The sequence below is a fragment of the Alcaligenes sp. RM2 genome (assembly GCF_052931795.1).
The window spans coordinates 922,245-948,101 of record NZ_JBRFIO010000001.1; the positions used below are offsets into that span (position 1 = coordinate 922,245).

The 25,857-nt window shown below is 54.8% G+C and carries 24 protein-coding genes; 15 read left to right on the forward strand and 9 right to left on the reverse strand.

Going from position 1 to position 25,857, the window contains the following annotated elements:
• Positions 1 to 61 precede the first annotated feature (61 nt).
• The 5 genes from ACU6HM_RS04240 to pap all read left to right on the forward strand — a co-directional run bounded on the left by ACU6HM_RS04240 (position 62) and on the right by pap (position 5,555).
• Entirely contained in the window at positions 62 to 1,183 is a 1,122-nt protein-coding gene (locus ACU6HM_RS04240) for a site-specific integrase (protein ID WP_009454087.1), read from the forward strand.
• Positions 1,184 to 1,265: 82 nt separating this feature from the next.
• Positions 1,266 to 1,727: a GNAT family N-acetyltransferase gene (locus tag ACU6HM_RS04245; protein WP_009454086.1), complete on the forward strand. Its 462-nt coding sequence runs from the start codon at positions 1,266 to 1,268 to the stop codon at positions 1,725 to 1,727.
• Between the two features lie 497 nt (positions 1,728 to 2,224).
• A complete protein-coding gene (locus ACU6HM_RS04250; RefSeq protein WP_009454085.1) occupies positions 2,225 to 2,887 on the forward strand; it encodes a hypothetical protein in 663 nt (220 codons plus the stop codon).
• Positions 2,888 to 3,024: 137 nt separating this feature from the next.
• Entirely contained in the window at positions 3,025 to 3,786 is a 762-nt protein-coding gene (locus ACU6HM_RS04255) for a glucose 1-dehydrogenase (RefSeq protein WP_009454084.1), read from the forward strand.
• Positions 3,787 to 4,025: 239 nt separating this feature from the next.
• Positions 4,026 to 5,555, forward strand: coding sequence for a polyphosphate:AMP phosphotransferase (gene pap, locus ACU6HM_RS04260; protein ID WP_250755704.1), 1,530 nt, complete (start codon positions 4,026 to 4,028; stop codon positions 5,553 to 5,555).
• A gap of 74 nt (positions 5,556 to 5,629) precedes the next feature.
• On the opposite strand, the gene ACU6HM_RS04265 is transcribed toward pap, so the two are convergent.
• The 4 genes from ACU6HM_RS04265 to ACU6HM_RS04280 form a co-directional block, all read right to left on the reverse strand.
• On the reverse strand, positions 5,630 to 6,088 hold the full coding sequence (locus ACU6HM_RS04265; protein ID WP_035271590.1) for a hypothetical protein: 459 nt from the start codon (positions 6,086 to 6,088) through the stop codon (positions 5,630 to 5,632).
• 18 nt (positions 6,089 to 6,106) lie between these two features.
• Positions 6,107 to 7,309: a formate-dependent phosphoribosylglycinamide formyltransferase gene (gene purT / locus ACU6HM_RS04270; RefSeq protein ID WP_009454002.1), complete on the reverse strand. Its 1,203-nt coding sequence runs from the start codon at positions 7,307 to 7,309 to the stop codon at positions 6,107 to 6,109.
• 150 nt (positions 7,310 to 7,459) lie between these two features.
• Positions 7,460 to 9,049, reverse strand: a complete 1,590-nt coding sequence (locus tag ACU6HM_RS04275; RefSeq protein WP_446763370.1) for a multicopper oxidase family protein — start codon at positions 9,047 to 9,049, stop codon at positions 7,460 to 7,462.
• A gap of 582 nt (positions 9,050 to 9,631) precedes the next feature.
• Complete coding sequence (locus ACU6HM_RS04280; protein WP_446763371.1) at positions 9,632 to 10,699, reverse strand: DNA-binding protein; 1,068 nt, start codon at positions 10,697 to 10,699, stop codon at positions 9,632 to 9,634.
• Positions 10,700 to 10,888: 189 nt separating this feature from the next.
• On the opposite strand from ACU6HM_RS04280, the gene ACU6HM_RS04285 reads away from it, so the two are divergent.
• The 5 genes from ACU6HM_RS04285 to ACU6HM_RS04305 all read left to right on the forward strand — a co-directional run bounded on the left by ACU6HM_RS04285 (position 10,889) and on the right by ACU6HM_RS04305 (position 15,629).
• Positions 10,889 to 12,088: a tyrosine-type recombinase/integrase gene (locus tag ACU6HM_RS04285; RefSeq protein WP_446763372.1), complete on the forward strand. Its 1,200-nt coding sequence runs from the start codon at positions 10,889 to 10,891 to the stop codon at positions 12,086 to 12,088.
• A gap of 146 nt (positions 12,089 to 12,234) precedes the next feature.
• The gene (locus tag ACU6HM_RS04290) at positions 12,235 to 13,167 is read left to right on the forward strand and encodes a LysR family transcriptional regulator (RefSeq protein ID WP_353639488.1); all 933 of its coding nucleotides are present in this window, start codon (positions 12,235 to 12,237) and stop codon (positions 13,165 to 13,167) included.
• A gap of 103 nt (positions 13,168 to 13,270) precedes the next feature.
• Entirely contained in the window at positions 13,271 to 13,942 is a 672-nt protein-coding gene (locus ACU6HM_RS04295) for a DsbA family oxidoreductase (RefSeq protein WP_446763373.1), read from the forward strand.
• A gap of 102 nt (positions 13,943 to 14,044) precedes the next feature.
• The gene (locus ACU6HM_RS04300; RefSeq protein ID WP_371477525.1) at positions 14,045 to 15,013 is read left to right on the forward strand and encodes a cyclase family protein; all 969 of its coding nucleotides are present in this window, start codon (positions 14,045 to 14,047) and stop codon (positions 15,011 to 15,013) included.
• Between the two features lie 175 nt (positions 15,014 to 15,188).
• On the forward strand, positions 15,189 to 15,629 hold the full coding sequence (locus tag ACU6HM_RS04305; protein WP_060185080.1) for a YtoQ family protein: 441 nt from the start codon (positions 15,189 to 15,191) through the stop codon (positions 15,627 to 15,629).
• Positions 15,630 to 15,777: 148 nt separating this feature from the next.
• Here ACU6HM_RS04305 and ACU6HM_RS04310 read toward each other — a convergent pair whose 3' ends face one another.
• Positions 15,778 to 18,186: a heavy metal translocating P-type ATPase gene (locus tag ACU6HM_RS04310; protein WP_425541733.1), complete on the reverse strand. Its 2,409-nt coding sequence runs from the start codon at positions 18,184 to 18,186 to the stop codon at positions 15,778 to 15,780.
• Here ACU6HM_RS04310 and ACU6HM_RS04315 point away from each other — a divergent pair.
• Positions 18,185 to 18,364: a hypothetical protein gene (locus ACU6HM_RS04315; RefSeq protein ID WP_021446589.1), complete on the forward strand. Its 180-nt coding sequence runs from the start codon at positions 18,185 to 18,187 to the stop codon at positions 18,362 to 18,364. The genes ACU6HM_RS04310 and ACU6HM_RS04315 overlap by 2 nt on opposite strands.
• A gap of 15 nt (positions 18,365 to 18,379) precedes the next feature.
• Here the strand turns inward: ACU6HM_RS04315 and ACU6HM_RS04320 are convergent, their stop codons facing one another.
• A complete protein-coding gene (locus tag ACU6HM_RS04320) occupies positions 18,380 to 18,697 on the reverse strand; it encodes a DUF4148 domain-containing protein (RefSeq protein WP_446763374.1) in 318 nt (105 codons plus the stop codon).
• Between the two features lie 139 nt (positions 18,698 to 18,836).
• On the opposite strand from ACU6HM_RS04320, the gene ACU6HM_RS04325 reads away from it, so the two are divergent.
• From ACU6HM_RS04325 to ACU6HM_RS04335, 3 genes are all read left to right on the forward strand, one after another.
• Complete coding sequence (locus ACU6HM_RS04325) at positions 18,837 to 19,790, forward strand: LysR family transcriptional regulator (protein WP_009453987.1); 954 nt, start codon at positions 18,837 to 18,839, stop codon at positions 19,788 to 19,790.
• A gap of 103 nt (positions 19,791 to 19,893) precedes the next feature.
• The gene (locus ACU6HM_RS04330; RefSeq protein ID WP_081055306.1) at positions 19,894 to 20,568 is read left to right on the forward strand and encodes an ankyrin repeat domain-containing protein; all 675 of its coding nucleotides are present in this window, start codon (positions 19,894 to 19,896) and stop codon (positions 20,566 to 20,568) included.
• Positions 20,569 to 20,622: 54 nt separating this feature from the next.
• Positions 20,623 to 21,840 carry a cyanate transporter gene (locus ACU6HM_RS04335; RefSeq protein ID WP_446763375.1) on the forward strand — a complete coding sequence of 406 codons (1,218 nt, stop codon included), beginning with the start codon at positions 20,623 to 20,625 and terminating at the stop codon, positions 21,838 to 21,840.
• 212 nt (positions 21,841 to 22,052) lie between these two features.
• Here the strand turns inward: ACU6HM_RS04335 and ACU6HM_RS04340 are convergent, their stop codons facing one another.
• Positions 22,053 to 22,391 (reverse strand): c-type cytochrome, encoded by a 339-nt coding sequence (locus ACU6HM_RS04340; protein ID WP_336974398.1) that lies wholly within the window; start codon positions 22,389 to 22,391, stop codon positions 22,053 to 22,055.
• Positions 22,392 to 22,642: 251 nt separating this feature from the next.
• Between ACU6HM_RS04340 and ACU6HM_RS04345 the strand changes: the two genes are divergently transcribed.
• Positions 22,643 to 23,068, forward strand: a complete 426-nt coding sequence (locus ACU6HM_RS04345; protein WP_009453980.1) for a universal stress protein — start codon at positions 22,643 to 22,645, stop codon at positions 23,066 to 23,068.
• 56 nt (positions 23,069 to 23,124) lie between these two features.
• Here ACU6HM_RS04345 and ACU6HM_RS04350 read toward each other — a convergent pair whose 3' ends face one another.
• Together ACU6HM_RS04350 and fumC are read right to left on the reverse strand one after the other, a co-directional pair.
• Complete coding sequence (locus ACU6HM_RS04350) at positions 23,125 to 24,306, reverse strand: PQQ-dependent sugar dehydrogenase (protein ID WP_446763376.1); 1,182 nt, start codon at positions 24,304 to 24,306, stop codon at positions 23,125 to 23,127.
• A 128-nt stretch (positions 24,307 to 24,434) separates the two neighbouring features.
• Positions 24,435 to 25,832 carry a class II fumarate hydratase gene (fumC, locus tag ACU6HM_RS04355; RefSeq protein ID WP_009453975.1) on the reverse strand — a complete coding sequence of 466 codons (1,398 nt, stop codon included), beginning with the start codon at positions 25,830 to 25,832 and terminating at the stop codon, positions 24,435 to 24,437.
• Positions 25,833 to 25,857 lie beyond the last annotated feature (25 nt).

Genomic DNA, 25,857 nt, shown 5'->3' on the forward strand with positions numbered 1-25,857 from the left:
GCATCAATCCACCGTAAGGTTTTATTATAAAAATGCAATTAACGGAAAAGATAAATAGGCAATGAAAAAACGGTCTACAAGAGAAGAAGGGCAGTTTGACCTGCCCATTTTGGGCTCGCAGGCCGCCGATATCTCGGCGGAGGCCTTGTTTGACACGTGGTTGCAGCATCAACGCCCGCCCATGGCGCCCAGCACGCAGCGGGTTTATCGCACCTTGTGGCGACGCTTCTTGCAGGCGCTGCAAGATCACAAAAAGCAGTACACCCAGATCAAGCCTGTGGATATACGGGACTTTTTGAGCAATCTGGACGAAGTGCGCCGTCCGCAGCGTGAGCGCTATCAACAAGTCATTGCCCGTGCTTATGAAGAGCTCTGCCGCCAGGATGGCCGCTCGGAAAACCCCGCACTGGCCCCCGCCATCAATGATCCTTTCAAGGAAAGCTGGCGTCAGGCGCCTGACAACCAGGCCACCCAGTTTCTTTCTGTCGATCAATGCTCTGCCACCATCAAAGCCTTGAATACCCGCCTGCGTGTCCTGGAGTTGACCAGTGATATGACCATTGCTGCCCGTTGGCGTGAATATCGGGATATGACGATTGTGGCTGTGATGCTGGGCACAGGCTTGCGCCCGGTGGAGTTGGGGCAGTTGCACCCTTGCGCGGTAGGCGTAGCCAAACGCACTGCAGAGTCTTCAGAAACAGACGACTCAGATCACGAGGAGACAGCTCTTTGGCGGGATGGCACTCTTCTGCTCAGGCTTGCTGGCGCGGCAAAACGCGACGTTGTTGTGCCTGTCTGGTGCGAAGGCATTTTGCGTAGCTGGTTGATCTTTAGCGGAGCCGAAGATGCTTCCGCTTGGGTAAAAGATAGCCGGGTCTTTCCTGGTAGCCGTCAGATCAGCGCTGCGCGTCCCCAGGCACAGATGAATCCTGCCACGCTGGCTCGTATCGTCAGCAAATGGGGAATCAAGCAGATGGATCTGTTGATGACGCCACAGCGTTTGCGTAATACCTTTGGTGCAGGTTTGATCGAGCGTGGTTTTTCTCTGCCAGAAATCGAGGAAATCATGGGCTACGCTCCCGGTGCTGCCAGTGCATGGCGCCTGCAAGCTTCCTGGCTGGCTTGGTTGGATGCACAGAGAACGCCTGATAAGCCAGCAATTACAGAGAATACGCAGCCGTAATGAAGGGCTAGTCACGGATTGGTCAGCTTCAGGAGGCATAATTTCAAGTCCATTCCGTCTATTTCTTGATGAGGAGTTTGAATTGACGTCTACCCCTGTTTTTCGTCGTGCTGTAGCAGCTGATCTGGAAGCGATCGTGGCCATGTTGGCCGACGATATTTTGGGCCATGAGCGTGAAGATACCAGTCTGCCCCTGGCGCAGTCCTATCTGGATGCCTTTGCAGCGATAGAAGCGGATCCAAACCAGTATCTGGCCGTTGTAGAGCTGAATGGCGCTGTGGTCGGAACCTTGCAGATCAGCTATATGCCCGGCTTGTCGCATCAAGGTGCCTGGCGTGGGGAAATTGAGTCCGTACGCATCGCCAGCTCGGCGCGTGGCTGCGGATTGGGCCGTTTGATGATTCAGTGGGCGGTCGAGCAATGCCGTCAGCGTCAATGCCGCATTGTGCAGCTGACCTCGGATAGGGCTAGAACGGATGCTCATCGGTTTTATGAGCAACTGGGTTTCACGGCCAGTCACAAGGGTTTCAAGCTAACTCTGTAAGACGGTTTTCTCTTGAGTAATCAGCCCTGACGCGGTGCAAAAAATAACTATAAAAAGCCGCATAGGCTGAATGTTGTGCTCTGTGCTCTGTGCTCTGTGCTCTGTGCTTTTGGAAGCCCTCTGTCGAATATTGGATGTAGCAAGAGCATTATTGATAAACGCTACGCGATTCCATTGATCGAATACAGATCACATTTTTTTGCTGCTAAAGCGGCTCTGTTTGCAGATGAGTCTGGATTAAAAATCTGTAAAGATTTTTTTCTCTGGAAGTGAAGGGGTAAAATTAATACGCTTGCTGATAGATTAAAGTTAGTTCCTTAACTGGCTGATTATATGGAATAAATAATTTTAGTTAGTCGCCATGATTGGTTGACGGGTTTTGTCTGGTTAATATATCTTTGCTGTGGTGTTTATTTGATTTTATTAATAATAAAAAAAATATAAATATCGGGGGCCATTAATATTGTATTGGATATCCTTGATAGGGAGATATTGAGATGGCCGTTAAAGCGAAAATAACGAGTATTGCCATACAGCCAGGGCCCACATGCGTATTTCTTGGCTACAAATCCTCTGGTATTACTGCCAAGAGCCTGAACCACCGAGAAATCATAAAATCTTATCCCGAAGGGAAAAAAGACGATTGGGCAGGGCTTTATATCGCCGAAGACCGGGCTACCGCGGAAGGTTATCTGCCGGATTCTCTACCTGGAAACGGTACGGGCGATGCCTATATCAACCTGATCTATATTGAAGCGTCTACCGTTAAAAATTTTGACGGCAAGGGCAGGAAAACCCAGTTCGTTGACATTACTGGCAGCGAAATAGCGGATCCTAATGTTCCACAAAAAGAAAAAGCCAGGCTGGTCAGGAAAGCATTGAGCGACATAGGGGTTCAAATCCCTGAGAGCAAACCGCTGATTGAAACGCTGGGATTACAGGGGTATCTCTATCGGGGGCCGCATACGAGCACGGAACTGGAAATCATCGTTCCCTTCAACTTTATCAACGCCAAGCTGGCTATCTCTTTAGCCAATTTGCAGTCTTTTAAATTCAAGGGTCATTTGCCGGTCGGTAATCCCGTACTGAATCCGGCGCTTGGTATCACAAACCCCGATACTCCCATGAATACGAGACAGGCTTTGTCCCTGGCGCCTTGAGACAGACAGGTCGGAATTGCTCCGACCTTTATACGCAATACCTTCGGATGGGGGCCGGAGCCGATGCGCATCGGTTTTACGTCCAACCTGGTTTTTCGCCTTATCATGCCTTCAAACAGTACGTTGGAGATAGGCTAATGGGTTTGGCGTCAGATTATCCAGTTATTTTGATTACCGGCGGGAGTCGTGGCATAGGAGCGGCAACGGCGCTCCTGGCTGCACAACAGGGCTATAACGTTGTCCTTAGCTATGTTGCGCGCGAATCAGATGCCTTGGCGGTGGGCAGTGCAATAGAGGTGGCAGGTCGGCAAGCTCTTGCTGTCAAGGCAGATTGCGCAGACCCTGAGCAGATAAGCCGGCTGTTTGAGCAGATCGACCAAAGGTTTGGGCGGATAGACGTCCTGGTGAATAACGCAGGCGTGTTGTTTCAGCAGTCTCGTCTGGAAGATCTCAGCTTCGAGCGTATACAACACACTTTTGCGGTCAACACGATTGGTCCCATGCTTTGTGCGCAACAGGCGGCCAAACGCATGGCTTATCGCTATGGTGGGAAAGGCGGTTCTGTCATCAATGTTTCCTCGATAGCGGCCAAGCTTGGCAGTCCGAACGAATACGTGGATTACGCCGCTTCGAAAGGAGCTTTGGAGACTTTCACAACAGGTTTCGCTAAAGAGGTGGCCCGAGAAGGGATTCGTGTTAATTGCGTTCGGCCTGGGCATATTTATACCGAGATGCATGCCAGTGGCGGCGAGCCAGACCGTGTAGACCGATTAAAGGACAGCATCCCGATGGGCCGTGGTGGCCAAGCAGAGGAAGTGGCGCGTGCAATTTTATGGCTAGCCAGCTCTGAGGCGTCCTTTATCACTGGAACATTCCTGGATGCGAGCGGTGGCAAGTAGCCATTGTGGGTAACGAGGTTTGGGGCCTTGAAATACGATGTTCTGGATAATTATAAAAATCGCATAATGTATATTATGTAAAGTCAGTAATCGATAGACATTAGCCCCATTCCCTTAAGCACCTGTTCTTATCGCTTGTCACTCCTCTCTCTTCTTCCGGATTATTTTTGCTCTGAAGGTAGTTAAGTGTTCCCTTGCATGGTTATAGTGAGCAGCTATGTAAATCGGAGCAAAGCACCATGGGCCATGTACTACAGTTTGCCGAACGCGATCCCAGCTTGAGTGATGACTTGGCCAAGGCGCAGATTGAAATCCTGCGTGAAGCCTTGCTGTCAAAGCAGTACGAACGTCTGGATAAGGCAGATCAAACCCTGCTGATCGTGGTGGCAGGTATGGACGGTGTGGGTAAAGGCTCTGCTATCAATACCTTGAACACGTGGCTGGATCCGCGCCATGTGCACACTCTGGCGTTTGGCAAGTTAAGTGAAGAAGAAGCCATGCGCCCTTTGATGTGGCGTTATTGGAATAGCTTGCCCGCTCGTGGTCAGACGGGTTTGGTGTTTGGGTCCTGGTATGCGCCTTTAATGAAAGAGCTGGGCCGTAAAGCACCGGATCCGGCCAAGATTGCTTTGTATACCCATCTGATCAATCGTTTTGAAGCGCAGTTGGCCTATCAAGGCGTGCAGGTTTTGAAGCTGTGGTTCCATCTTTCTGCGCAGGCTCAACTGGATCGATGCGCTACCTTGATGGCTGATCCTAGTACTGCCTGGCGTGTCAGCAAGGCTGACCTGAAAGTTCATAAGCAATTCAATCGCTTGCGCAATGCCGCGACGCAAACTATCAATCTGACCCATCGAAATTACGCCCCTTGGGTTGTTATCCCTAGCGCAGATAAGAACCTGCGTGATGTGTCTTTGGCCAAGGTGGTGTTGCAGGCCATGGACAAGCCTATTGTCCCGCGTCAGGTGAAAGAGCCGCATGCCTTCCCGTTTCGCTTGAACGTCCCGACTGCTTCGCTTCAGTCCCCTCCTCCTGAAGAATCTGTGCAGGATTACGACGCCGAGCTTTTGCATTGGCAGGGCCGTTTGTCTTGCGCGGTGCGTAGTAAAGCTTTCCGCAAGCACTCTTTGGTACTGGTGTTTGAGGGGCGGGATGCAGCGGGTAAAGGCGGCACTATCCGCCGTTTGACCGAAGCCCTGGACGTCCGTACTTACGATATCCACCCTATTTCTGCTCCTAATGCTGTGGAGCTGGCACGCCCTTATCTATGGCGTTTCTGGCGCAAACTGCCGCGTCTGGGGGAAATTTCGATTTTTGATCGATCCTGGTATGGTCGTGTGCTGGTGGAGCGGGTGGAAAAATTGATTTCCCGTGCCGCCTGGCATCGTTCTTACGAGGAAATCAACGAATTTGAGGCACAGTTGCTGGCCAACGGTACGGCTGTGATCAAGTTCTGGCTGGATATTGATAAGGACGAACAGCTCAAACGATTCAAGGCCCGCGAGGAAACGCCCTTCAAGAATTACAAGATTACGGAAGACGATTGGCGTAATCGGGAGAAATGGACGGCGTATCAACGCGCTGCGGAGGAAATGTTCGCCCAGACCGATACTCACATGGCACCTTGGCATATTGTGCCCAGCAAGGACAAAAAAGCCGCCCGTATTCAGGTTCTGCGTACGGTCGTCGAGACGCTGGAGTCTTTGGATGAGCACATGATCAGCCTGAATGAGCCGGCCTTGTCTGACCAGGTGAGTGAGCAGGTATAAGGATGCACGTGCTTTTTTACCGACAAGGCTTTACTTCGGTTAGGCGTATTGTCGATTTGCTTTGACGATGAGCCTTATAAATCCTGCCGTGCTGCCAGGCTAAGGATTTTGCGCCAACGTTTGGCTTCTGCGGTATGGGCAGGCTGGATTTCCCAACTTTGCGTTGGGTTACGCAAAGTCAGCGTCAATCCCCTGCCCTGCAGCTCGACTGAGTCTATATCCGCAAAAATAAACGCTCGTGTTCCCTGCCCCGTTTGAATCTGACCGCGTTTTTGCAGGGCATCCAGGCGTATTGAACCGTCGGGTAAGGCCAGCTCCAGAATGCGCTGGCCTTGCTGCTTTTTGCCGTGAATGGCCAGATAACGGCGTCGCCATACGATGAAGGGGGCCACCAGAATGGCCGCTGCGATCAGCAGGCTCAAGATCGCGGCAATAACTCCGGCACTGGCACTGACCAGGCTAAAGAGCTGCATTCCACCATACACAAGCGCCGCAATAATCCCCAGGAACAGCAGGACGACGATGATGGGCATGGTGGAAAACTCCTTGTTTTAGCGGGCTTGGACTTTTACGGTGGCCGCGGCCTGGCGGGCGTTTGCACGGGCCGTTTCCAGATCAGCGTCTGCGGCCAATGCGACACCCATGCGGCGCTTTTCAAAGCTCTCGGGTTTGCCGAACAGACGGATATCGGTTTGCGGGATGCGCAAGGCTTCAGCCACATTCAGGAAATTCACGTCTTTTGCATCTACACCGCCGTAGATCACGGCGCTGGCGCCTGGCATACGCAAGGCGGTATTCACAGGCAGGCCCAGAATGGCGCGTGCATGCAGTTCAAATTCTGACTGCCATTGGGTGGCCATGGTGACCATGCCGGTGTCGTGTGGACGGGGGCTGACTTCACTGAACCAGACCTGATCGCCCTTCACGAACAGCTCAACGCCAAACAAGCCCTGGCCGCCCAGGTTCTGGGTAACGGCTTGGGCAATATCGCGTGCGCTTTGCAGAGCCGCGGGACTCATGGGCTGGGGCTGCCAGCTTTCAACGTAGTCGCCATCTACCTGCTTGTGGCCGATGGGATCGCAGAACTGGGTTTCGATCTGGCCGTCTGCGCCTACGGCACGGACAGTCAATAAGGTGATTTCGTAGTCGAAGTCGATAAAGCCTTCAACAATGATGCGGCATTGGCTGACGCGGCCACCCGCCATGGCGTAGTCCCAGGCTTTGGCAACATCGTCCGGGCCGCTGATCTTGCTTTGACCCTTGCCCGAGCTGCTCATCAAGGGTTTGACGACGCAAGGGTAGCCAATCTTGTCGTCGATAGCGGCTTGCAGCTCTTCCAGCGATTCGCAGAACTGGTAGGGGCTGGTGGGAACACCCAGGGTTTCAGCGGCCAGGCGGCGGATGCCTTCGCGGTCCATGGTCAGGCGAGCGGCACGGGCCGTCGGAATGACGCGTACCTTGCCTTGGGCTTCCAGTTCTTCCAGCACGCCGGTGGCAATGGCTTCAATCTCGGGCACAACCAGGGTGGGCTTTTCTTCTTCGATCAGGGCGCGCAATTGTTCGGCATCACTCATGGTGATGGTGCGCGAGTGATGGGCGACCTGCTGACCAGGTGCGTTCTCGTAGCGGTCCACCGCTATGGTTTCTACCCCCAGGCGTTGCAGCGCAATCAGTACTTCTTTGCCCAGCTCTCCCGAGCCCAAGAGCATGATTTTGTCCGACGACGACGATAAAGGGGTGCCCAACAGGCTCATGGCGCGTGCTCCGCTGAAAATGAGAAATTCAAAAGCGGTATTGTAATGCAGGCGACGCCGGGTTTTTTTCAGGCAGGACTGCTTTGTCCGCCCTGCTGGCACACAGGCTTGCAGGGCGGATGTTTTCAAGGCTCTACATCAGCGGTCAGGCTACTCCACCATTAGCTGCGCCATCATGCCCAGGTCCTCGTGCTCCAGAATGTGGCAGTGGAACATGCGCAGGCCCGGCAATTCCTGGCGGAACGCCAAGCGGATTGTTTCATTGGGGCGCAGATTGACCGTATCGCGCCAGGCCCGGAACGCCTCCGGTACGGACTGCATCCCGGTTTGGCGCGCCAATACCTGAAACTGTGTGCCGTGCAGATGGAAAGGATGGTCCATATGGGAATCGTTAATCACATCCCAGTACTGCCACTGCCCTGTTGGGCAACGCAGGTCGATGCGGTCCATGTCGTAGACCTGATTGTTGATACGGAACATGGAACGCATGGCAGCCATGCCGGGCATCATATCGTTGTCCATGCCTGCCATACCCTGGTGGTTCATCCCGGATGAGGCTGTCATACCAGCGCCGTGCCCAGACTGCATGTCATGGTTCATGGGCATGACTTCGCTGAATACGACTTTTGCGGTACTGGCGGCTGCTGGAATGGCAGGGATTGTGCGTAATTGCTTGGGCAGTTCGATTTCCTGATGGCGGATTTTCAGTGTTGCCAGCGTCAGGGTTTCAGGACTTTCCTGCACCATCATCTTTTGCCGATCGTAATACAGTGCTTGCAAGCTGCTATCCAGATCGTTATCCGCCTGGATAAAGAACTCCACCCGTTCGGCCGGGGCCAACAAAATCGACTCGACCGCTGCCAAGGCTTGTTCTATCAGTCCGCCATCTGTACCGACTTGAACCAGACGGGCATCGGGGATGTGCAGCTTCAAATAACGGGCAGAACACGAGTTCCAGACACGGATGCGTTCTGCTGTGCTGGCCTGGATAAGGGGTTGGCGTTGACCATTCAGCAGCACGAACTGCCCTTCCCTGCCGTTCATCCAATCAGGACCTGTGTTGGCCGGAATATGGCCATTAATGTCCAGCCGCAAATCGCTAATGGCCCAGTGTTGCTCCGTGTAGTCTTTCAATGGGTCTTTGGGAGAGCGGACAATAATTGTCCCGCCCAATCCGTGGGCGACTTGCTCACCGCTTTTGCCATGAGGGTGTGGGTGATACCAGTACGTACCGGCGCAGCCTTCGGGCAAGGTAAAGCGGTAGTAGCGGCTTTGTCCTGGCATCACCGCGTCTTGTGGGTTGCCGTCCTGATCAGAGGGAACCGGCAAACCGTGCCAGTGGATGGTAGTGGCCTGATCCAGCTGGTTTTCAAACTCGATTTCTACTTGGTCGCCCTCATACAGTTCGATCAGCGGGCCGGGAGCTTGGCCGTTGTAAAGCCAGAGTTCGGTGCTTTTTCCATCTGCCAGAACGCGTTGATGGGCAGCAGCAGTAATTTTGGCCTGGAAAAGCCCTTTTTTCTGACTACTGTTTTTAAGTACAGGTAGAGCTTGCAGAGCCTGGCCAGCGGGCATTTTTTCTATGGGCATCAGGCCTGGGCGGGTGCTCATGCCGTGACCGGGCATACCTTCAGACATGGAGCCGTGGTGCCCCATCATGCCCTGCCCCCAGCTTCGCATAGGCAGGCTACTCAAGAGGCTGGCACCCAAAGTCAGTTTAAAAAAATCGCGTCGCTTCATGGGTTTATCCCTATCAATCATCAATACACACGTACCACCCAGGCTGGATCAGCACAGGCTTTTAGCGCTTGGGCGGCAATTAGAACGAGATGATCAGGACGAGCGCGGAGGTGGCTGGGCGGGGCCAATCAGCCGGGAGACGTAGTTTTGATGCAGGGGGACGGGAGGGAAAACGGGCTGTAATGCCACCGCTTCAGGTGGTGGAGCCTGCGTCGCCAGACAAGCGCAGCAACCACTTTTCATTGGAGTGCTGCAATGGTTGGGAGCGCTATGGTGAGATTGCCCCGACGAGGCATGTTGCGCTTGAACAGTGCTGCGATCCGTATTTTGAATCGTGGCGTGTGCGGCAAAGCTGCTACTCACACTCATGCTGGCAAAAAAAACCATCAGGCCGACTAATAAAAGCCAGCCTATTGTTTTGCGAGATGAAATGGGTGCGCGCAGCATGGGCAAAAGCTTAGCATAAGCCTTCTGTGCATCGTTTGCGCTAAAACAGACCGTTACACGCAGTGGTCTATCCAGGCGATTGAAAGTGCAGCAAATCAGCCTTACGGATGGCTGGCATAGGCTGCTAAATAGATTTTATTGTTCAGGATCGTTCTTGATCAGGCGTCGCTTCAACCGCAGGGGGCGTACAGGCTGGCTTTGGGCTTGTTCCAGTTCCTGGCTGAGTCGTTGGGCTGTTTTGCGCGCCTCTTCATTCTCCCGCTCCAGCAAAGCAGCGCGAGTACGCAACATTTGCAATTGCCCCTGCATCTCTTTGGCCAAGTTATGGCTGATATCCATAGCCGCTTGCATCGCGCGGCGCTCGCCCTGCTCTTGCCCCAACTCCTGGCGCAGTTTCTGCATTTGATCCTGCTGTTTGTTCAGCTCCTGTTCGTGAGCTTGACGCTGGGTCTTGTTTGCTTGCTCGGCCTCTTCTATTTGCTGACGCAGTCGCGTTTGAATGGAGCGTTCCTTATCGATTTCCAGTAAAGCACGGCGCTCGTTGGCCTGGGCGCGTTCTTCGGTCAGCTCAATAGCCTTTTGCAGCCGCTCCAAGTCCTGGGTGAATTGCTCACCTTGGCGGCGCAGTTCTTGTTGAACCAATTGTTTTTCGGTTTCCAGCTCGTTTTGACGTTGTTTGGCGTGCAGCAAGTCTTGTTTCAGAGCTGCTTGTACCTGACTTGCTGCCTGTAGTTCTTCTTTCAGCTTTTCTATATGGGCTTGGGCATTTTTCAAGGCGCCCTGCTCTACTTCCAGTGCCTGTTGGGCCTCCAGGGTTTGGGCTTGAGCCTGTGCGACGCGTTCATCAGCCTGAGTCTGGTAATGCAGCATCTGCTGTTTCGAATGCCCCATCGCTTCTTGCCAGATACGACCCAGCAGATCCCCCGTCAGGGCTTGTAGCTCTTCGGGCATGTCGGCCACATCCAGCCGAACTCGACTTTTATCCCGCAAATCTTCCCAGAACGTCTGTAGTGCCTGAGCCGGAGCGCTCATGCTGCCTTTGCGCACCAATTGGTACAGCTTGTTGGCCGTAGGTGTGACGCCATAGCGGAAAAACAGGAGTGCGGCCACTTCTTTGTACAAAGTCTGCGTATGGCTGAAGCGATCACGTAATTGGGCAACATCGGCCAGGATTTGCCCCTCGTTTGGCTGGTTTTGCTCCATTTTTCCACCTTTGTTGATAATTTAATTAATAATACAACGTAATATATAAAATTATTAACAAATAGGATTTTATAATTTGACATTATCTCTATAATGTCAAATATCTGACCCTAAACAGACTGATTGGCACAGGCACGGGTTTGAAAGCCCTTCCCTGCTCTCTTATCGCCTTCGTTTTTCTGCTTATTCATGGAAATAGCCAACACTTCGCCCTCAACCGACCTGGGATCGGACGATATTGCTCAATTGCTGGCTCGTTTTGACGGGCGGCAAGGGGCCAACCGGTCTATCGGCGGACGTGCACAGATTGAGGCGCAAACAGATATAGAGGCGTTGCGGGCTTGGTTGGCGCGCTATATAGATAGTCCACGCACCTATGCGAACTACCGCAAGGAGGCGGAGCGCCTCTTGTTATGGGCGGTATTGGAGCGTCACAAGGACTTGTCCTCGCTTAGCCTGGAAGACATCCTGGCCTATCGTTTGTTTCTGGCGGACCCTCAACCCGCTCATCGCTGGGTGGTTCAAGGGCGCTCCCGCCCTGCCCGTCACCATGCGGCATGGCGGCCATTTGCGGGGCCCTTGTCTGAAAGCAGCCGGAATCAGGCGTTATTGATTCTGAACTCTTTATTTAGCTGGCTGGTGCAGGCGGGGTATTTGGCGGGCAATCCTTTGGCCTTGTCTCATCAGGGCCGACGTCAAAAGAAAACCACCGCCCCCCAGCAACGGTACTTGACCCGGTTGCAATGGCGTTGGGTACAGGATTACATCCAGGCCCTTCCTGAAGATACGCAGAGCGAGTTGCGCTACAAAGCCCGCGTACGTTGGCTCTTTTCCATTCTTTATGGCGGCGCCCTGCGCATTTCCGAACTGGTTCAGGCGCGTATGGCCGATGTTCAGGAACGTGTTGATGCGGGAACGACGGCTCAATGGTGGCTGCATATCCACGGCAAGGGCGATAAATGGCGTCGTGTGCCTTTAACGCAAGAGCTGTACGGCGAATTGATGCGCTACCGACAAGCGCATGGGCTGGAAGGACCGCCCCAGGCTTTGGAGCCCTATCCTTTATTAATGCCCGCCGGTGCCAGCGACAAGCATTTGACGCGGGCCATGGCGCATGTTTTGGTCAAACAGGTTTTTCAAGGTAGTGCGGATCGTTTACGGAGTCTGCATCCCGATCAGGAGTCCCAGGCCCGTATTCTGGAGCAGGCCTCGGCTCACTGGCTGCGTCACTCGGCGGGTTCTCACCTGGCTGATCAAGGGGTGGATCTACGTATCATCCGTGACACTTTGGGCCATGAGTCTATCGCTACGACCAATATCTATCTGCATGCGGATGATGATCAGCGTCACCAGGCTCTGGAGCAATCCCATAGCCTGGGTTGGAAATAAAGCACCCGCTTCGAGACAAGAAAACAGATGCAGACAGCCCGCGGCAATGCGGTAGGATACGATTCCTGTGGGGGCTGCGTTCCTGTTTTCAGACATGCTCCCCGCCCAAGCCTTGCTATAGCTGATTGTTGGAGTACCTATCCCTTATGGACACTTTTAATGTCATGCGCACCTTCCGGCGCATTGTGGAGCTGGGCGGACTTGCCAAAGCCGCGGAGGATCTGGGGATATCCGCAGCGGGTTTGAGCAAGCAACTGCGTACCTTGGAAGCGCATCTGGATACGGTGCTGATCCAGCGCACTACGCGCAGCATGAGTCTGACGGAGACTGGCCGCAGCTACTATGCCGAATGCTGTCGGATACTGGATGAGCTGGACGCTTTGGAGCGCTCGGTCAAACAGCAGTCCCAGCGCGTGACGGGGACCTTGCGCGTGAATGCCCCCTTGTCGTTTGCACTTAGCGTCCTGTCGCCATTGATGACGGATTTTCTACACAAGTATCCGGAACTGAAGCTGGAGCTGGTGATGGAAGACCGGATCGTGGATGCCGTGGCTCATGGTTTTGATGTCTCGGTGCGTTTGCGTAGCAGCCTGGATGATTCCACCCTGATTGCTCGTCGCCTCGCCACCATCGAGCAAAAATTATGCGCCGCCCCCACCTATTTGAAGCAGCATGGCCTGCCTCAGACCTTGCAGGATCTGCGCAATCACAAAATGATCAGCTATAGCCTGGCACATACTCAGGGCCTTGCTTTTGATAGTGATTTCGACAGCAATCCTCAACAGCACACCCCCAGTGGTACGGCTTTGCTGTTCTCAGGTGAGCATAGTCAAGTGAATAACAGCCTGATGCTGCGCGACTTTCTGATTGCCGGTTTGGGTATTGGCGCCCTGCCTTCCTTTCTGGCAGATCCAGCAATTGCTTGCGGGCAGTTGCAACGCGTTTTGCCCGAGTTCGTGAATGAGCCCCGCCATATCTACGCCGTGTATCCGACCAATCGCCACCTGCAACCCAAGGTCAAAGCCTTCGTGGATTATCTGGCCGACCAACTGCCCCATGCCATGTCCAACGCCCTGTAAACAGACCTTTATGAACTCGGAGTAAAAACTGTCTGCACCGCCACGTGCTTATTCTCCACTCCGGGGAACGCTATTGTGATGACCATCTTACAAGGACATCACAATGCACGATCAAACACACCCGACCCAGCCGCTTGTCTCCCCCCTGATTATTGATTTCTTCCATGATGCCGTCTGCGGATGGTGTTATGTCATGTCGCCACGCTTGCGGCAAGTTGCCGCCGAACTGGGCATCCAGGTCCGCCACCATACCTTTGTTCTGCAAGACAGCCGCGAGCAGATGCTGCAAGCCTTCGGCTCCATGGAGCGCGCCAAACGTGAAATCCTGGGCCACTGGGCCGCCTGCGCCCAACACGACGATACGCAGTCCATCAATATCGAGGGCATGCGAGCACAGAACTTCGACTATCCCCATGGAATGTTGTCCGCTCGGGCGTGTCAGGCGGCGCAGCTACTTTCTGGCGATAACGCCCATTGGGATTACTTCGATGCGGTGCAGCGTGCGCATCTGGCAGAAAGTCGCAATATCGGCGATATGGACACGCTACTGGAGGTCGCCATTGCGCAAGGCTTTGATGGTGAGGCCTTTCTGAATGCTATGGATAGCGATATCGCGCAGCAGCGAGTTCAAACCGATCGCGCCGAAGCGGTACGGCTAGGGATCCAGTCCATCCCCACTTTATTAGTCTCCTCACGCGAGACCGGCCAAGTGTTGGCCCGTTTGCAGACCCAATCCACCGAAATGCTCAAAAGCCGTTTGCGCGCTTTGCTGTAAGCGCTGCCCCTTTCTTTCTTATCTACGCTTCATAAAAGGACATCCATGTCGATTCGTTTTTCTCACCGTCTTCTCGGTTTACTGCTGGTTGGTGCAAGCAGCATGAGCGTCTCTCTGGCTCATTCCACTCACCCAGCGAGCAACCCTTTGCCCCTTAGTGCTCAGGAAGTGGGCATCAGCCCCTGGGGGCCGGACGATGAAATTGGTCGCTTGAACCTGATCACTCCTGCTTCCCGGGCTGCCATCTTGTCCCGTCTGGATGGCAGCAAAGTTTATGACCTGGCAACTGACTACTACCTGGGCATGCCCAGCTGGCAGGACGCGGGAGACCCGCACTATCAGTTCTGGATGACCCATACCCCCCGTGGTACCGCAGTGGATGACCCGATGGGAGTTGGCGATGAGATGAACGCGGTTCGTAGCTACACAGGCACGGCTTTTTCCATGTACAGCCATACAGGCACCCATATTGATGCCCTGAATCACTTCGGCATTCATGGAAAGATCTGGAATGGTTTCAAGGCTGATGAGCATCTGGGTGACCGTGGCTGGAACCGTACTGGCATCGAGAAATTTCCGCCCTTGATCGCCCGTGGCGTCTTGATTGATGTGGCCGCCGCCAAAGGCGTAGACATGCTGCCCGACCAATACCGCATCACACGCCAGGACTTGAAGGATGCACTGGCCCGTCAGAAAACGGTGCTGAAAGAAGGCGATATTGTCCTGATCCGCACGGGCCGCATGAAGCTCTTTAATGATCCTAAAGCCTACATGAACGCGCCGCCCGGCATGGGTCTGGATGCTGCTCGTTATCTGGTGGAGGAAGGCGGTGCGATGATTGTGGGTGCGGACAATTTGAGCTTTGAAACCTTCCCTTCCGAGGTGCCTGATGACTACGTCCCCTTGCATACCTATCTATTGGCTCAACAAGGTGCACCGATCATTGAGTTGATTGCCCTGGATGAATTGTCCAAGGACAAGGTCTATGAGTTTGCCTTTATTGGTGGTCCGCTCAAGATCCGGGGCGGTGATGCGGCTCCGCTGCGTCCAGTTGCCATCCCGATTCGCTGATCCACAGGCTTCATAAAGAAACCCGTTTCTTTAGCCCCCCCCCTGATGCGTTTGCGAATAAGGGCTATCGCGTTTGCCTGCTGTTAGGTGCCGCTCAATATGCTACTGTTGGGTGGGTTTGAATGCGCCGGGCGCCTGTTAAAGAGGCGTCCGGCTTTTCTTTATGGAGTATGTAATGACTTACACCGTTTATCTGTCCGGCGAAATTCACACGGATTGGCGCGAGCAGATTGCTCAAGGTGCAAAGGCCGCTGGATTGGATATTACCTTTACCAGCCCTGTTACCGATCACGATGCCAGCGATGCCGCTGGCGATCACCTGGGACCGGCCAGCGAAGGTTTCTGGCGTGATCACAAATCCTCCAAAATCAATGCCATCCGTACCAGAACCCTGATTGAACAGGCGGATCTGGTCGTGGTGCGTTTTGGAGACAAGTACAAACAGTGGAATGCTGCCTTTGATGCCGGTTTCTGTGCCGCCCTGGGCAAACCGTACGTGACGTTGCACGCCGAAGACATCATCCACCCCTTGAAAGAAGTGGATGCCAGTGCGCAGGCCTGGGCAACTAGCCCCGAGCAAATCGTGGAGATTTTGCGTTATACGCTGAAAGCCTGATCGGTGAAGGCCGGATCATGAGTTTGGCAATATCGCTTTGCTGAAAAATGCCGCCCCGGTTGGGCGGCATTTTTTTCTCTGCTTGAAAGAACCCCTTGGTTTACACCGGGTTCTACTGCGCTGTAGTGAAACGTGTTGTGCGGGTACCTTAGTTCAGCTTCACCCGTCGCAAACGCAAGGCATTGCTGACCACAAAGACACTGGACAAGGCCATGGCGCCAGCGGCAAACATGGGCGAGAGCAAAGTGCCGTTAAAGGGATAGAGCACGCCTGCTGCTACCGGAATCAGTGCCACGTTATAGGCAAAGGCCCAGAACAGGTTTTGACGGATATTGCGCATGGTTGCGTGGGACAAGGCTATCGCGGTGACCACGCCTTGCATATCGCCCGACATCAAGACTACATCAGCCGCTTCAATGGCAATGTCCGTTCCGGTGCCAATCGCAATCCCCACGTCTGCTACAGCCAGAGCGGGTGCATCGTTGATGCCATCGCCGACATAGGCCAGATGCTGATGGGTATCGCGCAAGGCCTGAACCGCTTGCACCTTGCCTTCAGGCATGACTTCCGCCACCACTTCATCAATATTGAGACGGCGGGCAATGGCATTGGCTGTGTGGCGGTTATCGCCGGTAATCATGACGACCTTGATGCCACGGGCATGCAACTGCTCAATGGCGCGCGGCGTGGTTTCCTTGATGGGGTCAGCCACGGCCAGCAAGGCAATGACCTGCTTGTTGCGGGCGGCGTACATGGGGGTTTTGCCGTCCTGCGCCAGCGTCTGGGCTTGCTCGGTAAAGGCGGACAGGTCCGCCCCTAATTGCGTCATCAGGCGATCTGCACCCACATGCCATTGGTCAGCTCCGATTTGGGCGGTGACACCCAGGCCTGTCAGGGACTCAAACTGCTCAGCCTTGGGCAAGGTGATTTGCTTTTCCTTGGCGGCGCTGACAATGGCTTGGGCAATCGGATGCTCGGAGTAGTTTTCCAGAGCGGCAATCGCTGCCAAAGCCTGATCCTGGTTCTCTCCGGGTGCGCAGACAAAATCGGTCAGTTCGGGCGCGCCCTTGGTCAGGGTGCCTGTTTTATCCACGGCCACGACTTTTACATCACGCAGTGCTTGCAGAGAGTCCCCTTTACGGAACAGCACGCCAGCCTGTGCGGCTCGGCCCGTCCCCACCATGATGGAGGTTGGCGTGGCCAGACCCATGGCACATGGGCAAGCAATAATCAGCACAGCGACGGCATTGACCAGTGCAAAGCTCAATGCGGGCGATGGGCCAAAAATCAGCCAGACAATGGCGGTCAAGACGGCCAGTGTCATGACGGCGGGTACAAACCACAGCGTGATTTTGTCGACCACGGCTTGAATAGGCAGCTTGGAGCCTTGGGCCTGCTCTACCATGGAAACAATATTGGCCAGTACGGTGTCCTGCCCCACGGCGGTAGCCTCAAATTCCAGCGAACCTTTTTGGTTCACTGTGCCACCAATGACTTTATCGCCCTGGGATTTGGACACGGCAATGGATTCGCCTGTCACCATGGATTCATCCACATAGCTCTGACCGGCAAGAACATCTCCATCAACGGGGATACGCTCGCCGGGACGAACCAGCACGACATCGCCCGTATGCAGGTCTGCCAGGGGCAGCTCAATTTCCTGACCGTCGCGACGTACACGAGCGGTAGGCGGCTGCAGGCTGAGCAGGCGTTGAATGGCTTCAGACGTGCGACCTTTGGCGCGCGCTTCCATGACACGGCCCAGCAAAATCAGGGCGACGATGACAGCGGCAGCTTCAAAGTACACGTAGACGGATTCGGAAGGCAGCCACTGTGGCGCAAAGGTAGCCACCAGCGAGAAGCTGTAGGCCGCCAGGGTGCCCACAGCGACCAGCGAGTTCATGTCCGGACCACCGCGCAAGAGAACAGGAATCCCTTTGGTGTAGAACTCGCGGCCTGGGAACAGCAAAACCAGCGTGGTCAGCACGAACTGGATCAGCCAGCTGTTTTGTGTACCTATGGTGCTGGCCACCCAGTGATGGAAAGCAGGCACCATATGGCCGCCCATTTCCAGAATGAAAACGGGCAAGGCCAGTACTGTCGCCAGCCAGAAACGCTTGCGCAGCGTTTCGTAGGTTTGTTCGGCACGCTCGAACTGGTCATTCGTGACAGCCGCTTCGGCAAGGCTGGCGGGATAGCCCGCTTTGCTTACCGCCTGGATCAGCTCAGGAGCTTTCACACCCTGCGCCACTTGCACGTGCGCTTTGGCGGTTGCCAGATTGACCGAGGCTTTTTGTACGCCCGGCACCTTCAGCAAGGCCTTTTCAACGCGGCCCACGCAGGAGGCGCAGGTCATGTCCTGCACGTCCAGCACAATGTCTTGCTGGGAAATTTTGTAACCACCCTTTTCCACTGCCTGCATAATGGCGTCGACCGGGGCGGCACCCTCAAATTCCACGGTGGCCTTGTTGGTGGCCAGATTTACCTGGGCCGATTGCACACCGGGGACTTTGCCAATAATCTTTTCAACCCGACTGACGCAGGAAGCACATGTCATGCCTTCCACATCTAAAGTCAGGCGTGAGCCCTTGTTTGAAGCGCTGCTTGTCATCGAAATCACCCTTCAATGGATCGTCAATGAAGCCACTTTAGGGCTTGACCCGATGGGAAGGTCAACAGCTGATAAAAAAAACGCCTCCGAAGAGGCGTTTCAAGGGGGAACTACGACTAATTAGGGATCAATCAGCAGCTTAGTAAGCAACAAAGGTGCCGTTGTTGTTGTTCCAGTCTTTGGCTTCTGCTGCAACCTGATCACGGCTCAGCTCGGAGCGGGTATCGATACGTGGGTAGTCGCCCATGGAACCCGTGCTAATGTAGCCTTGCTCTTGAGCAGCAGCCAGTTCTTGAACGACTTGCTGACGGCTCAAAGGAGCGTCGGTCGATTCAATTGCTGGGTAGTCCAGGTTTTCGCCGGTAGCGACATTGTTGGTAGCTGCCATGGCAGTGCCGCTCAAAGCGGTGGCACCAAGAATCAGGCTGGCGATAGTTGCGCGTGCGATGTTTTTCATTCTTTACTCCAAATCTACGGTGTGTTTTTCAGTGGTTCGCTGTTGTGTTTAGCGAATCGTTAGATGGAGTATGAGCCTTTCTAAACTTGGTAAAAACCCTTAATATTGCAAACGTATTTCCATTCATGGAACAATTCAAATGAGTACCATTATTGCCGGTCCCCTGCTCAACGACATCGCGATCTTCGTGGAAGTGGCTCGTGCCCGCCACTTTAGCCGTGCTGCCCAAGCCCTGGGAATGCCGGTTTCCACCGTGTCACGCCGTATCCGTGAACTGGAAAAAGAAGTGGGTGTGGCCTTGCTCAAGCGCAGCACGCGCAATGTAGATGTGACCGACGCGGGACAAGTGTATTTTGAGCGTTGCCTGGCTGTCGTCGAACAGGCTCGTCTGGCTCATGAGCAATTGCTGGATGTGGCTCAGACCCCCAAAGGACGTTTGCGGGTTTCCATGCCTGCCAGTTTCAGCATTGTGCTGATGCCCGCCATTATCCGGGGCTTTAATCAACAGTACCCGGATATTGAGCTGGAGTTTGACCTGACCATACGGCCTATTGATTTGCAGGCCGACAACTACGATTGCGTCATCCGTGTGGGTGCCCAGCCTGACTCAAGCGCAGTGGCCACCATGTTAGGACAGATTCGCCTGGGGCTGTATGCCACCCGCAACTATCTGGACCGCAAAGGGCGACCCAAGCATCCTTCTGAACTGGCAGGTCATACTTGTATTTGTGCCCGCCCCGCCAGCTCGGATCGAGTCTGGTCCTTGCGTGGTCCGAATCAGGAGCGCTATGACGCGATTGTGGAGGGTTCCATTACCGTCAATAACGCCATCATGATGCGCAAGCTGGCCGTGCATGACTTGGGTATTACCTTCTCTTCCTTGCTGGAACGAAAATTGGATCCGGATTGCGCACACCTGGAGCGTGTCTTGCCGGATTGGGAGTTTGCCCCCTTTCCTATTCTGGCTTTGCTCCCCTCGCGTCTGATGCCGCAAAAGACGCGCGTGTTCCTTAATTATCTGCGTAGCGAGCTGGATAGATTGATGTCTCAGCCCGAACTGGATGTGGCTGCAGCCGGTCAAGCTTATCCGTAAGAAAATAAGCAGTATGCTTATGAATCGGTGTTGCCCAAGGCCTATCTATGCTATTTATAAACGTTTGGTCCTGTGGGGCCAATGCCATGACGGGGGGAAGCGCATGAAAGTAGTACTGCAAAGCTTGCTGGCTGGAATGGTGATGAGTTTGGCCTTGGGGAGTGGCAGTGTGTGGTCACAAACAGTATTGCTGGAAGCGGTAGAGCAAGGCGATAGCGCCAAAGTGCGCGAGATTCTTTCAGAAAAGCGGGCTCGCGCCAGCGTCAGTGTCAGCGACGATCAAGGGCAAAGCCCCTTGTTACGTGCAACCTGGTTAAACCATATTGATATTGCCCGGCAGTTGATACGTGCCGGTGCGGATGTCAATCAGGCCGACTCCATTCACGACAGCCCTTACTTGGTCGCGGGGGCACAAGGTCGTCTGGAAATCCTGCGCATGACTCTGGAGAACGGAGCCGATCTGCGTAGCGTGAACCGTTATGGTGGTACGGCGCTGATTCCAGCGGCTGAGCACGGTTATGTCGATGTTGTGCGCCTTTTACTGGCGGCGGGGGTCGACCCTAACCATGTGAATTACTTGGGCTGGACTGCCTTGCATGAGGCGATTGTGCTCTCTGATGGCGGGCCGGACCACCAGGAAGTGCTGCGTTTGCTGATCAAGGCCGGAGCGGATGTGAACCTGCCGGATCGTCAGGGAGTGCGTCCCTTGAGCCTGGCTCGCCAGCGCAGCCAGACAGAGATGGCCGAGATTCTGGAACAGGCTGGCGCGAATCCTTAAACGTCGCCGACTCGGCGGCTGCATTTTTCTTCCAATCACAACAATAACGATTTTATGTCTTCTACTCAGACTGCCCCGTCGTCGACGGGTGTTCAAGCCAGCCCAGCTTTGTGGCTGGCTTTCGTCATTCTGGTCGGCTTGAACCTGCGCCCTTTTCTGACCTCCAGCGGCACCTTGGCACGACAGGTGGCCCAAGGGTTGAACATGCCCTTGAGCAGCCTGGCCTGGCTGACTTTGCTGCCCATGATGGTGATGGGACTGGGCGCTTTCTGCATGCCCTCCTTGCGGCGCGTCCTGGCACTGCGCCATGTCTTGATTACATCCTTGCTCTTGCTGTGTCTGGGCTGTGTGCTGCGCTGGTTTGTGCCTAATGGGGCCAGCCTGATTGCAACAGCGCTGATCTGTGGTTTGGGCGTGTCCTTGCTGCAAGCGGGGATGCCCGGTTTGATCAAGGAACAGTTTCCGCGCCATATCGCTCAGGTCACCGGGGTTTACTCCGCGACCTTGATGGGTGGGGGTGCTTTGGGTGCGCAGATTACGCCGTGGGTCAGCTCCTTGACGGACAGCTGGCGTATCGCGCTGGCTTTCTGGGCCTTGCCGATCAGCGTGGCCTTGTGGATTGCCTGGAAAGTGGTGCCGCGTGAAGCTCCGGGCGCGAATTTGTCGCCTCCGTCCTTGTCCTTGCTGGCTCGCCCTCGCACCTGGACCTTGATTGTGTGTTTTGGCCTGATCAATGGCGGCTATGCCTCTTTGGTGACCTGGCTGGCGACGTTCTATCAAGACCGGGGCTGGACGGCTGAAGCCAGCGGTAGCCTGGTGGCGGTCCTGTCGGTGGCACAAGCCATTGCCGCCTTTGGCTTGCCTACCTTGGCGGCCAAGAATAAAGATCGCCGCATGTGGGTATGGCTGGCGCTGGCGTGTCAGTTCGTGGGCTTCCTGGCCTTTGCCTATATTCCCGATATGGCTCCCTATCTGTGGGCGATTATTATCGGCATCGGCTTGGGCGGCTGCTTTTCCTTGCTGCTGTTGGTGGCTCTGGATCACTTTCCGGATGCAGCCCGTGCCGGGACCTTGAGTGCCTTGATGCAAGGCGGTGGCTTTCCGATTGCCGCCCTCTTTCCCATGATCAGCGTGCAGTTGCGTGAAATGAGTAATGGCTTTCAGGCAGGCTGGATGTTGCATGCGGCAATGGCGGTATTGGTGGCCATCATGGCCTGGAGCTTTCAGCCTGCGCGATACGCCCAAAAGATGAGTGGGGACGACAGCCTTTAAGTCAATCCGATAATGGCGAAAAGCCTGGTTATGGATGCACCCAGTTTTTTATTGTTTTGAGATTTTGAAGTCTGGCCATTGACCGCAGCTGCTGCGCTTGTCTTTTTCCATCAAAACGATGATCGCAGGATTGCGTGGACAACCGCAATCCTGTTCAGCCAATAAAAACGGCCATCCCTGGATGACCGTTTCCCACCGTGTAAACACCCTGCTTACTCTTTTGGCGCACCCGCCATGATCCAAGCCACCACCGCCTTGATGTCGGCATCAGAAATGGCTGCATTCGCAGGCATGGGCAGCGGTCCATAGACGCCCTTGCTGCCTTGACGGATATGTTGGGCGATGACTTCAGCGTTGGCTGGATCGTCCTTGCGCATGTTGGCTATGTCTTTATAGGCGGGGCCGACCACTTTTCTGTCTACGGTATGACAGGACAAACAAGCATTTCTGGTCAGCACATCCTTGACCGAGTCAAAGCTGGCCTCGGCCGCCTGGGCGCTGAAACCGGCACTGAACAAGGCCGTACAGACCAGTAGCTGCTTCAAGCTCATGAGGGATATCTCCTAAGAAAAACGGGCTCAAGGAATGGTGGGACGACCGGATGTGGCGCTTGTTTTTTTTCCACACATAAACGGGGTGATGTGGCATCCATACCGAGATCATACGGTTATGATAGAACAGTCTTTAGCAAATAGCGGTGGGTCTTGATACTGATCAAGCTGGTCTGCGCGCTTATTCTGTAATGTCCTAGTAGAAGTTATTGCTTCATACTTAAACAGTTCACACACTACAAGAGGTCTTCATGCTTAATGTTCTCGTTCCTGTCGATGGGTCTGATGCTTCCACTCGTGCTTTGAAAACCGCCGTGGACATCCTAACGGGCAAACCAGAAGCCACTTTGCACGTGCTGGCTGTTCCTACTCCGATCGTGTCGGGTAACGTCAAACGCTTTTTCTCGGAAGATGTGCTGCAGGCTTACTACCAGGACGAAGGCAGCAATGCGCTCCTGCCCGCTCGTTCCGTACTCGCCGGTTCTCCCCTGAAAATCAAGGAAAGCATTATTGCCGGTAATGCCGCCCAAACGATTAAAGAATATGTAGAGAAGAACCAGATCGATCACATTGTGATGGGTACGCGCGGCTTGAGCGCCCTGCCCGGCCTGGTTCTGGGTTCGGTCACGACCAAGGTGCTGAGCCTGGTGAATGTGCCAGTAACCTTGATCAAGTAATTGAGCTGACTGCTCAGTCTGTACAGGCCGTCCTTGTGACGGCCTTTTTTAAGGGCTCAAGGCTTGGGCTGAATGCGCAGTAGCTGGCCGTCGCTTTCGTCGGTCAGCACATAGACATCGCCATCCGGCCCGACACGCACATCCCGGATACGCTGCTTCAAGTCTTGCAGCAAGCGCTCTTCACCGACGATGTGGCCGTCCTCTTCATCAAATTCCAGACGAATCAAAGCTTGTTCTTTCAAGGCACCTACAAACAGGCTGTGCTGCCAGTCCGGGACGCGTTCGTTGTTATAGAAAGCCATGCCGCTGATGGCGGGCGAGACTGACCAGTAGTGGAAAGGCTCGGTCAGCCCCTCAAGCGGTGTGGGGCTGGCGTTGGGAATGGGTTTGCCGTCATAGCCTTGCCCTTCGGTACGCAAGGGCCAGCCATAGTTGGCGCCGGCTTGAATCCGGTTCAGTTCATCGCCGCCTTGCGGGCCATGTTCAGCCACCCACAACTCGTTTGTCCAAGGGTTCCAGGCCATGCCTTGCGGGTTGCGGTGGCCATAGCTCCAGATTTCTGCTCTGGCACTACGTTGACTGCGGAAAGGATTGTCGCGCGGCACAATGCCATCCGGGCGAATACGCACGACTTTACCTTGCAGGTGATCCAGCTGCTGAGCGGTGGCCGGCTGATTGTTCTCGCCCAGGGCGATATACAGGTCTCGTCCCCCGGGATCAAAAGCCATACGCACACCATAGTGCTGTCCGGTGGACAAGGCCGGTTCCTGACGGAAAATCGGGCGGAAGGCGTCGATGCGTTTCAAGTCCGACGACAGCACGCCATAACCGACGGTGGTGGCCGAGTTCTGTTTGTCGCGGCGCTCGGCATAAGCCAGATAAATACGACGGCTACGGAAAAAATCCGGGGCCAGAGCGACATCCAGCAAGCCCCCCTGGGACTGCGCATGGACTTTAGGTACACCGGCAATCGGTTCGGACAAGCCGTTTTCCTGAGTCCAAACACGCAGGCGGCCTGGGCGCTCGGTAATCAGAATGCCGGCATTATTGGGCAAAAAAGCCATGGCCCAAGGGTGTTCCAGCCCACTGACCAGGGTCTCAACCGAGACAGCCGGTCCGCTGATGGCAGGAACAGGTTCAGATTGTGCCTGGGCCGATACTGAGGCCGTGGCTACGGCCAGACCCAGCACGGTGGCTGCAAATGCAGAGGACAAACTGAAGGTTTTCTTTATACGCATAAGGCAGTGAAAGGCAGATAGGTGGGATGGAACACTCCCCTACTCTTTCATAGGGACAAATGGCTACGCTGTTTACGTAGTCGCCCCGTTGAAGGGGCGAATACGCTCAAGCACAAGCGAGGCTGAATTTAGCCTGGGTGGGTCATATCCAGTGGCACAATCCACTGATCGTACTGCTCGTTAGTCAGATAGCCGGATTTCAGGGCGGACTCACGCAGGGTCAGGCCTTCCTTGTGGGCTGTCTTGGCAATGTAGGCGGCCTTGTCGTAGCCGATGTGACGGTTCAGGGCGGTGACCAGCATCAGGTTCTGGTCCAGATTGTGCTGGATCTTTTCCATGACAGGCTCCAGACCTTGAGCGCAATGCTCGTCAAAAGCCAGGCATGCGTCGCTGATCAGGGCAATGCTTTCCAGCACATTGTGCACCATCACAGGTTTGTAGACGTTCAACTGGAAATTGCCCTGGCTGCCGGCAAAGCCCACCGCCGCGTCGTTACCGTAGACTTGCACGGCCACCATGGTCAGCGCTTCGCACTGAGTAGGGTTGACCTTGCCGGGCATGATGGAGGAGCCGGGCTCGTTCTCGGGGATTTGCAGCTCGCCAATCCCGCAGCGGGGGCCGCTGGCCAGCCAGCGCACGTCGTTGGCCATTTTCATCAAGGCACCGGCCAAGGTGCGCAAGGAAGCAGACAGGTTCACCAGCGCGTCGTGAGCCGACAGTGCGAAGAACTTGTTTTCAGCCGCCTGGAATGGCAAGCCTGTGATCTTGGCAATATGGGCTGCTGTGCGTTCGCCAAACTGAGGGTGGGCGTTCAGACCCGTACCCACGGCGGTGCCGCCAATCGCCAGTTGGTAGATACCGTCCAGAGCCTTGTCCACGGTTTGCAGGCCGAAATCAATCTGCGCCACCCAGGCACCAATTTCCTGGCCCAGCGTGATGGGCGTGGCATCTTGCAAGTGGGTACGGCCGGTTTTTACAATGCTGTTGAATTGCTTGGCTTTGGCGGCCAGAGTGTCGCGCAACTGGCCTACGTCTTTGCGCAGGCGGCGATGACATTCCAGACCCACGGCAATGTACATGGCGGTGGGAAAGGTATCGTTGGAGGATTGGCCGCGGTTGACGTGGTCATTGGGGTGGACAGGTTTTTTGCTGCCTTTCTCGCCACCAGCCAGCTCAATGGCGCGGTTGGAGATCACCTCGTTCACGTTCATATTGCTTTGCGTACCAGAACCGGTCTGGAACACAACCAATGGGAACTCGGTATCCCACTGGCCCGCAATCACTTCATCAGCCGCTTTGACAATCAGCTGGGCCAGTTCGTCGGGCAATTCGCCCAGTTCCTGGTTGGCCAAGGCTGTGGATTTTTTCAGGATGCCCAGCGACTCGATCATGCTGCGGCCCCACTGGAAGCGGTCTCGGCCAATCGGGAAGTTCTGGATCGAGCGCTGTGTCTGCGCACCCCAATAGTGGTCGGCGGGAACCTCAATGGTTCCCATGGAATCCTGTTCAATACGTGTCGTACTCATCATGGCTCCTGTAAGAATTCGGAAG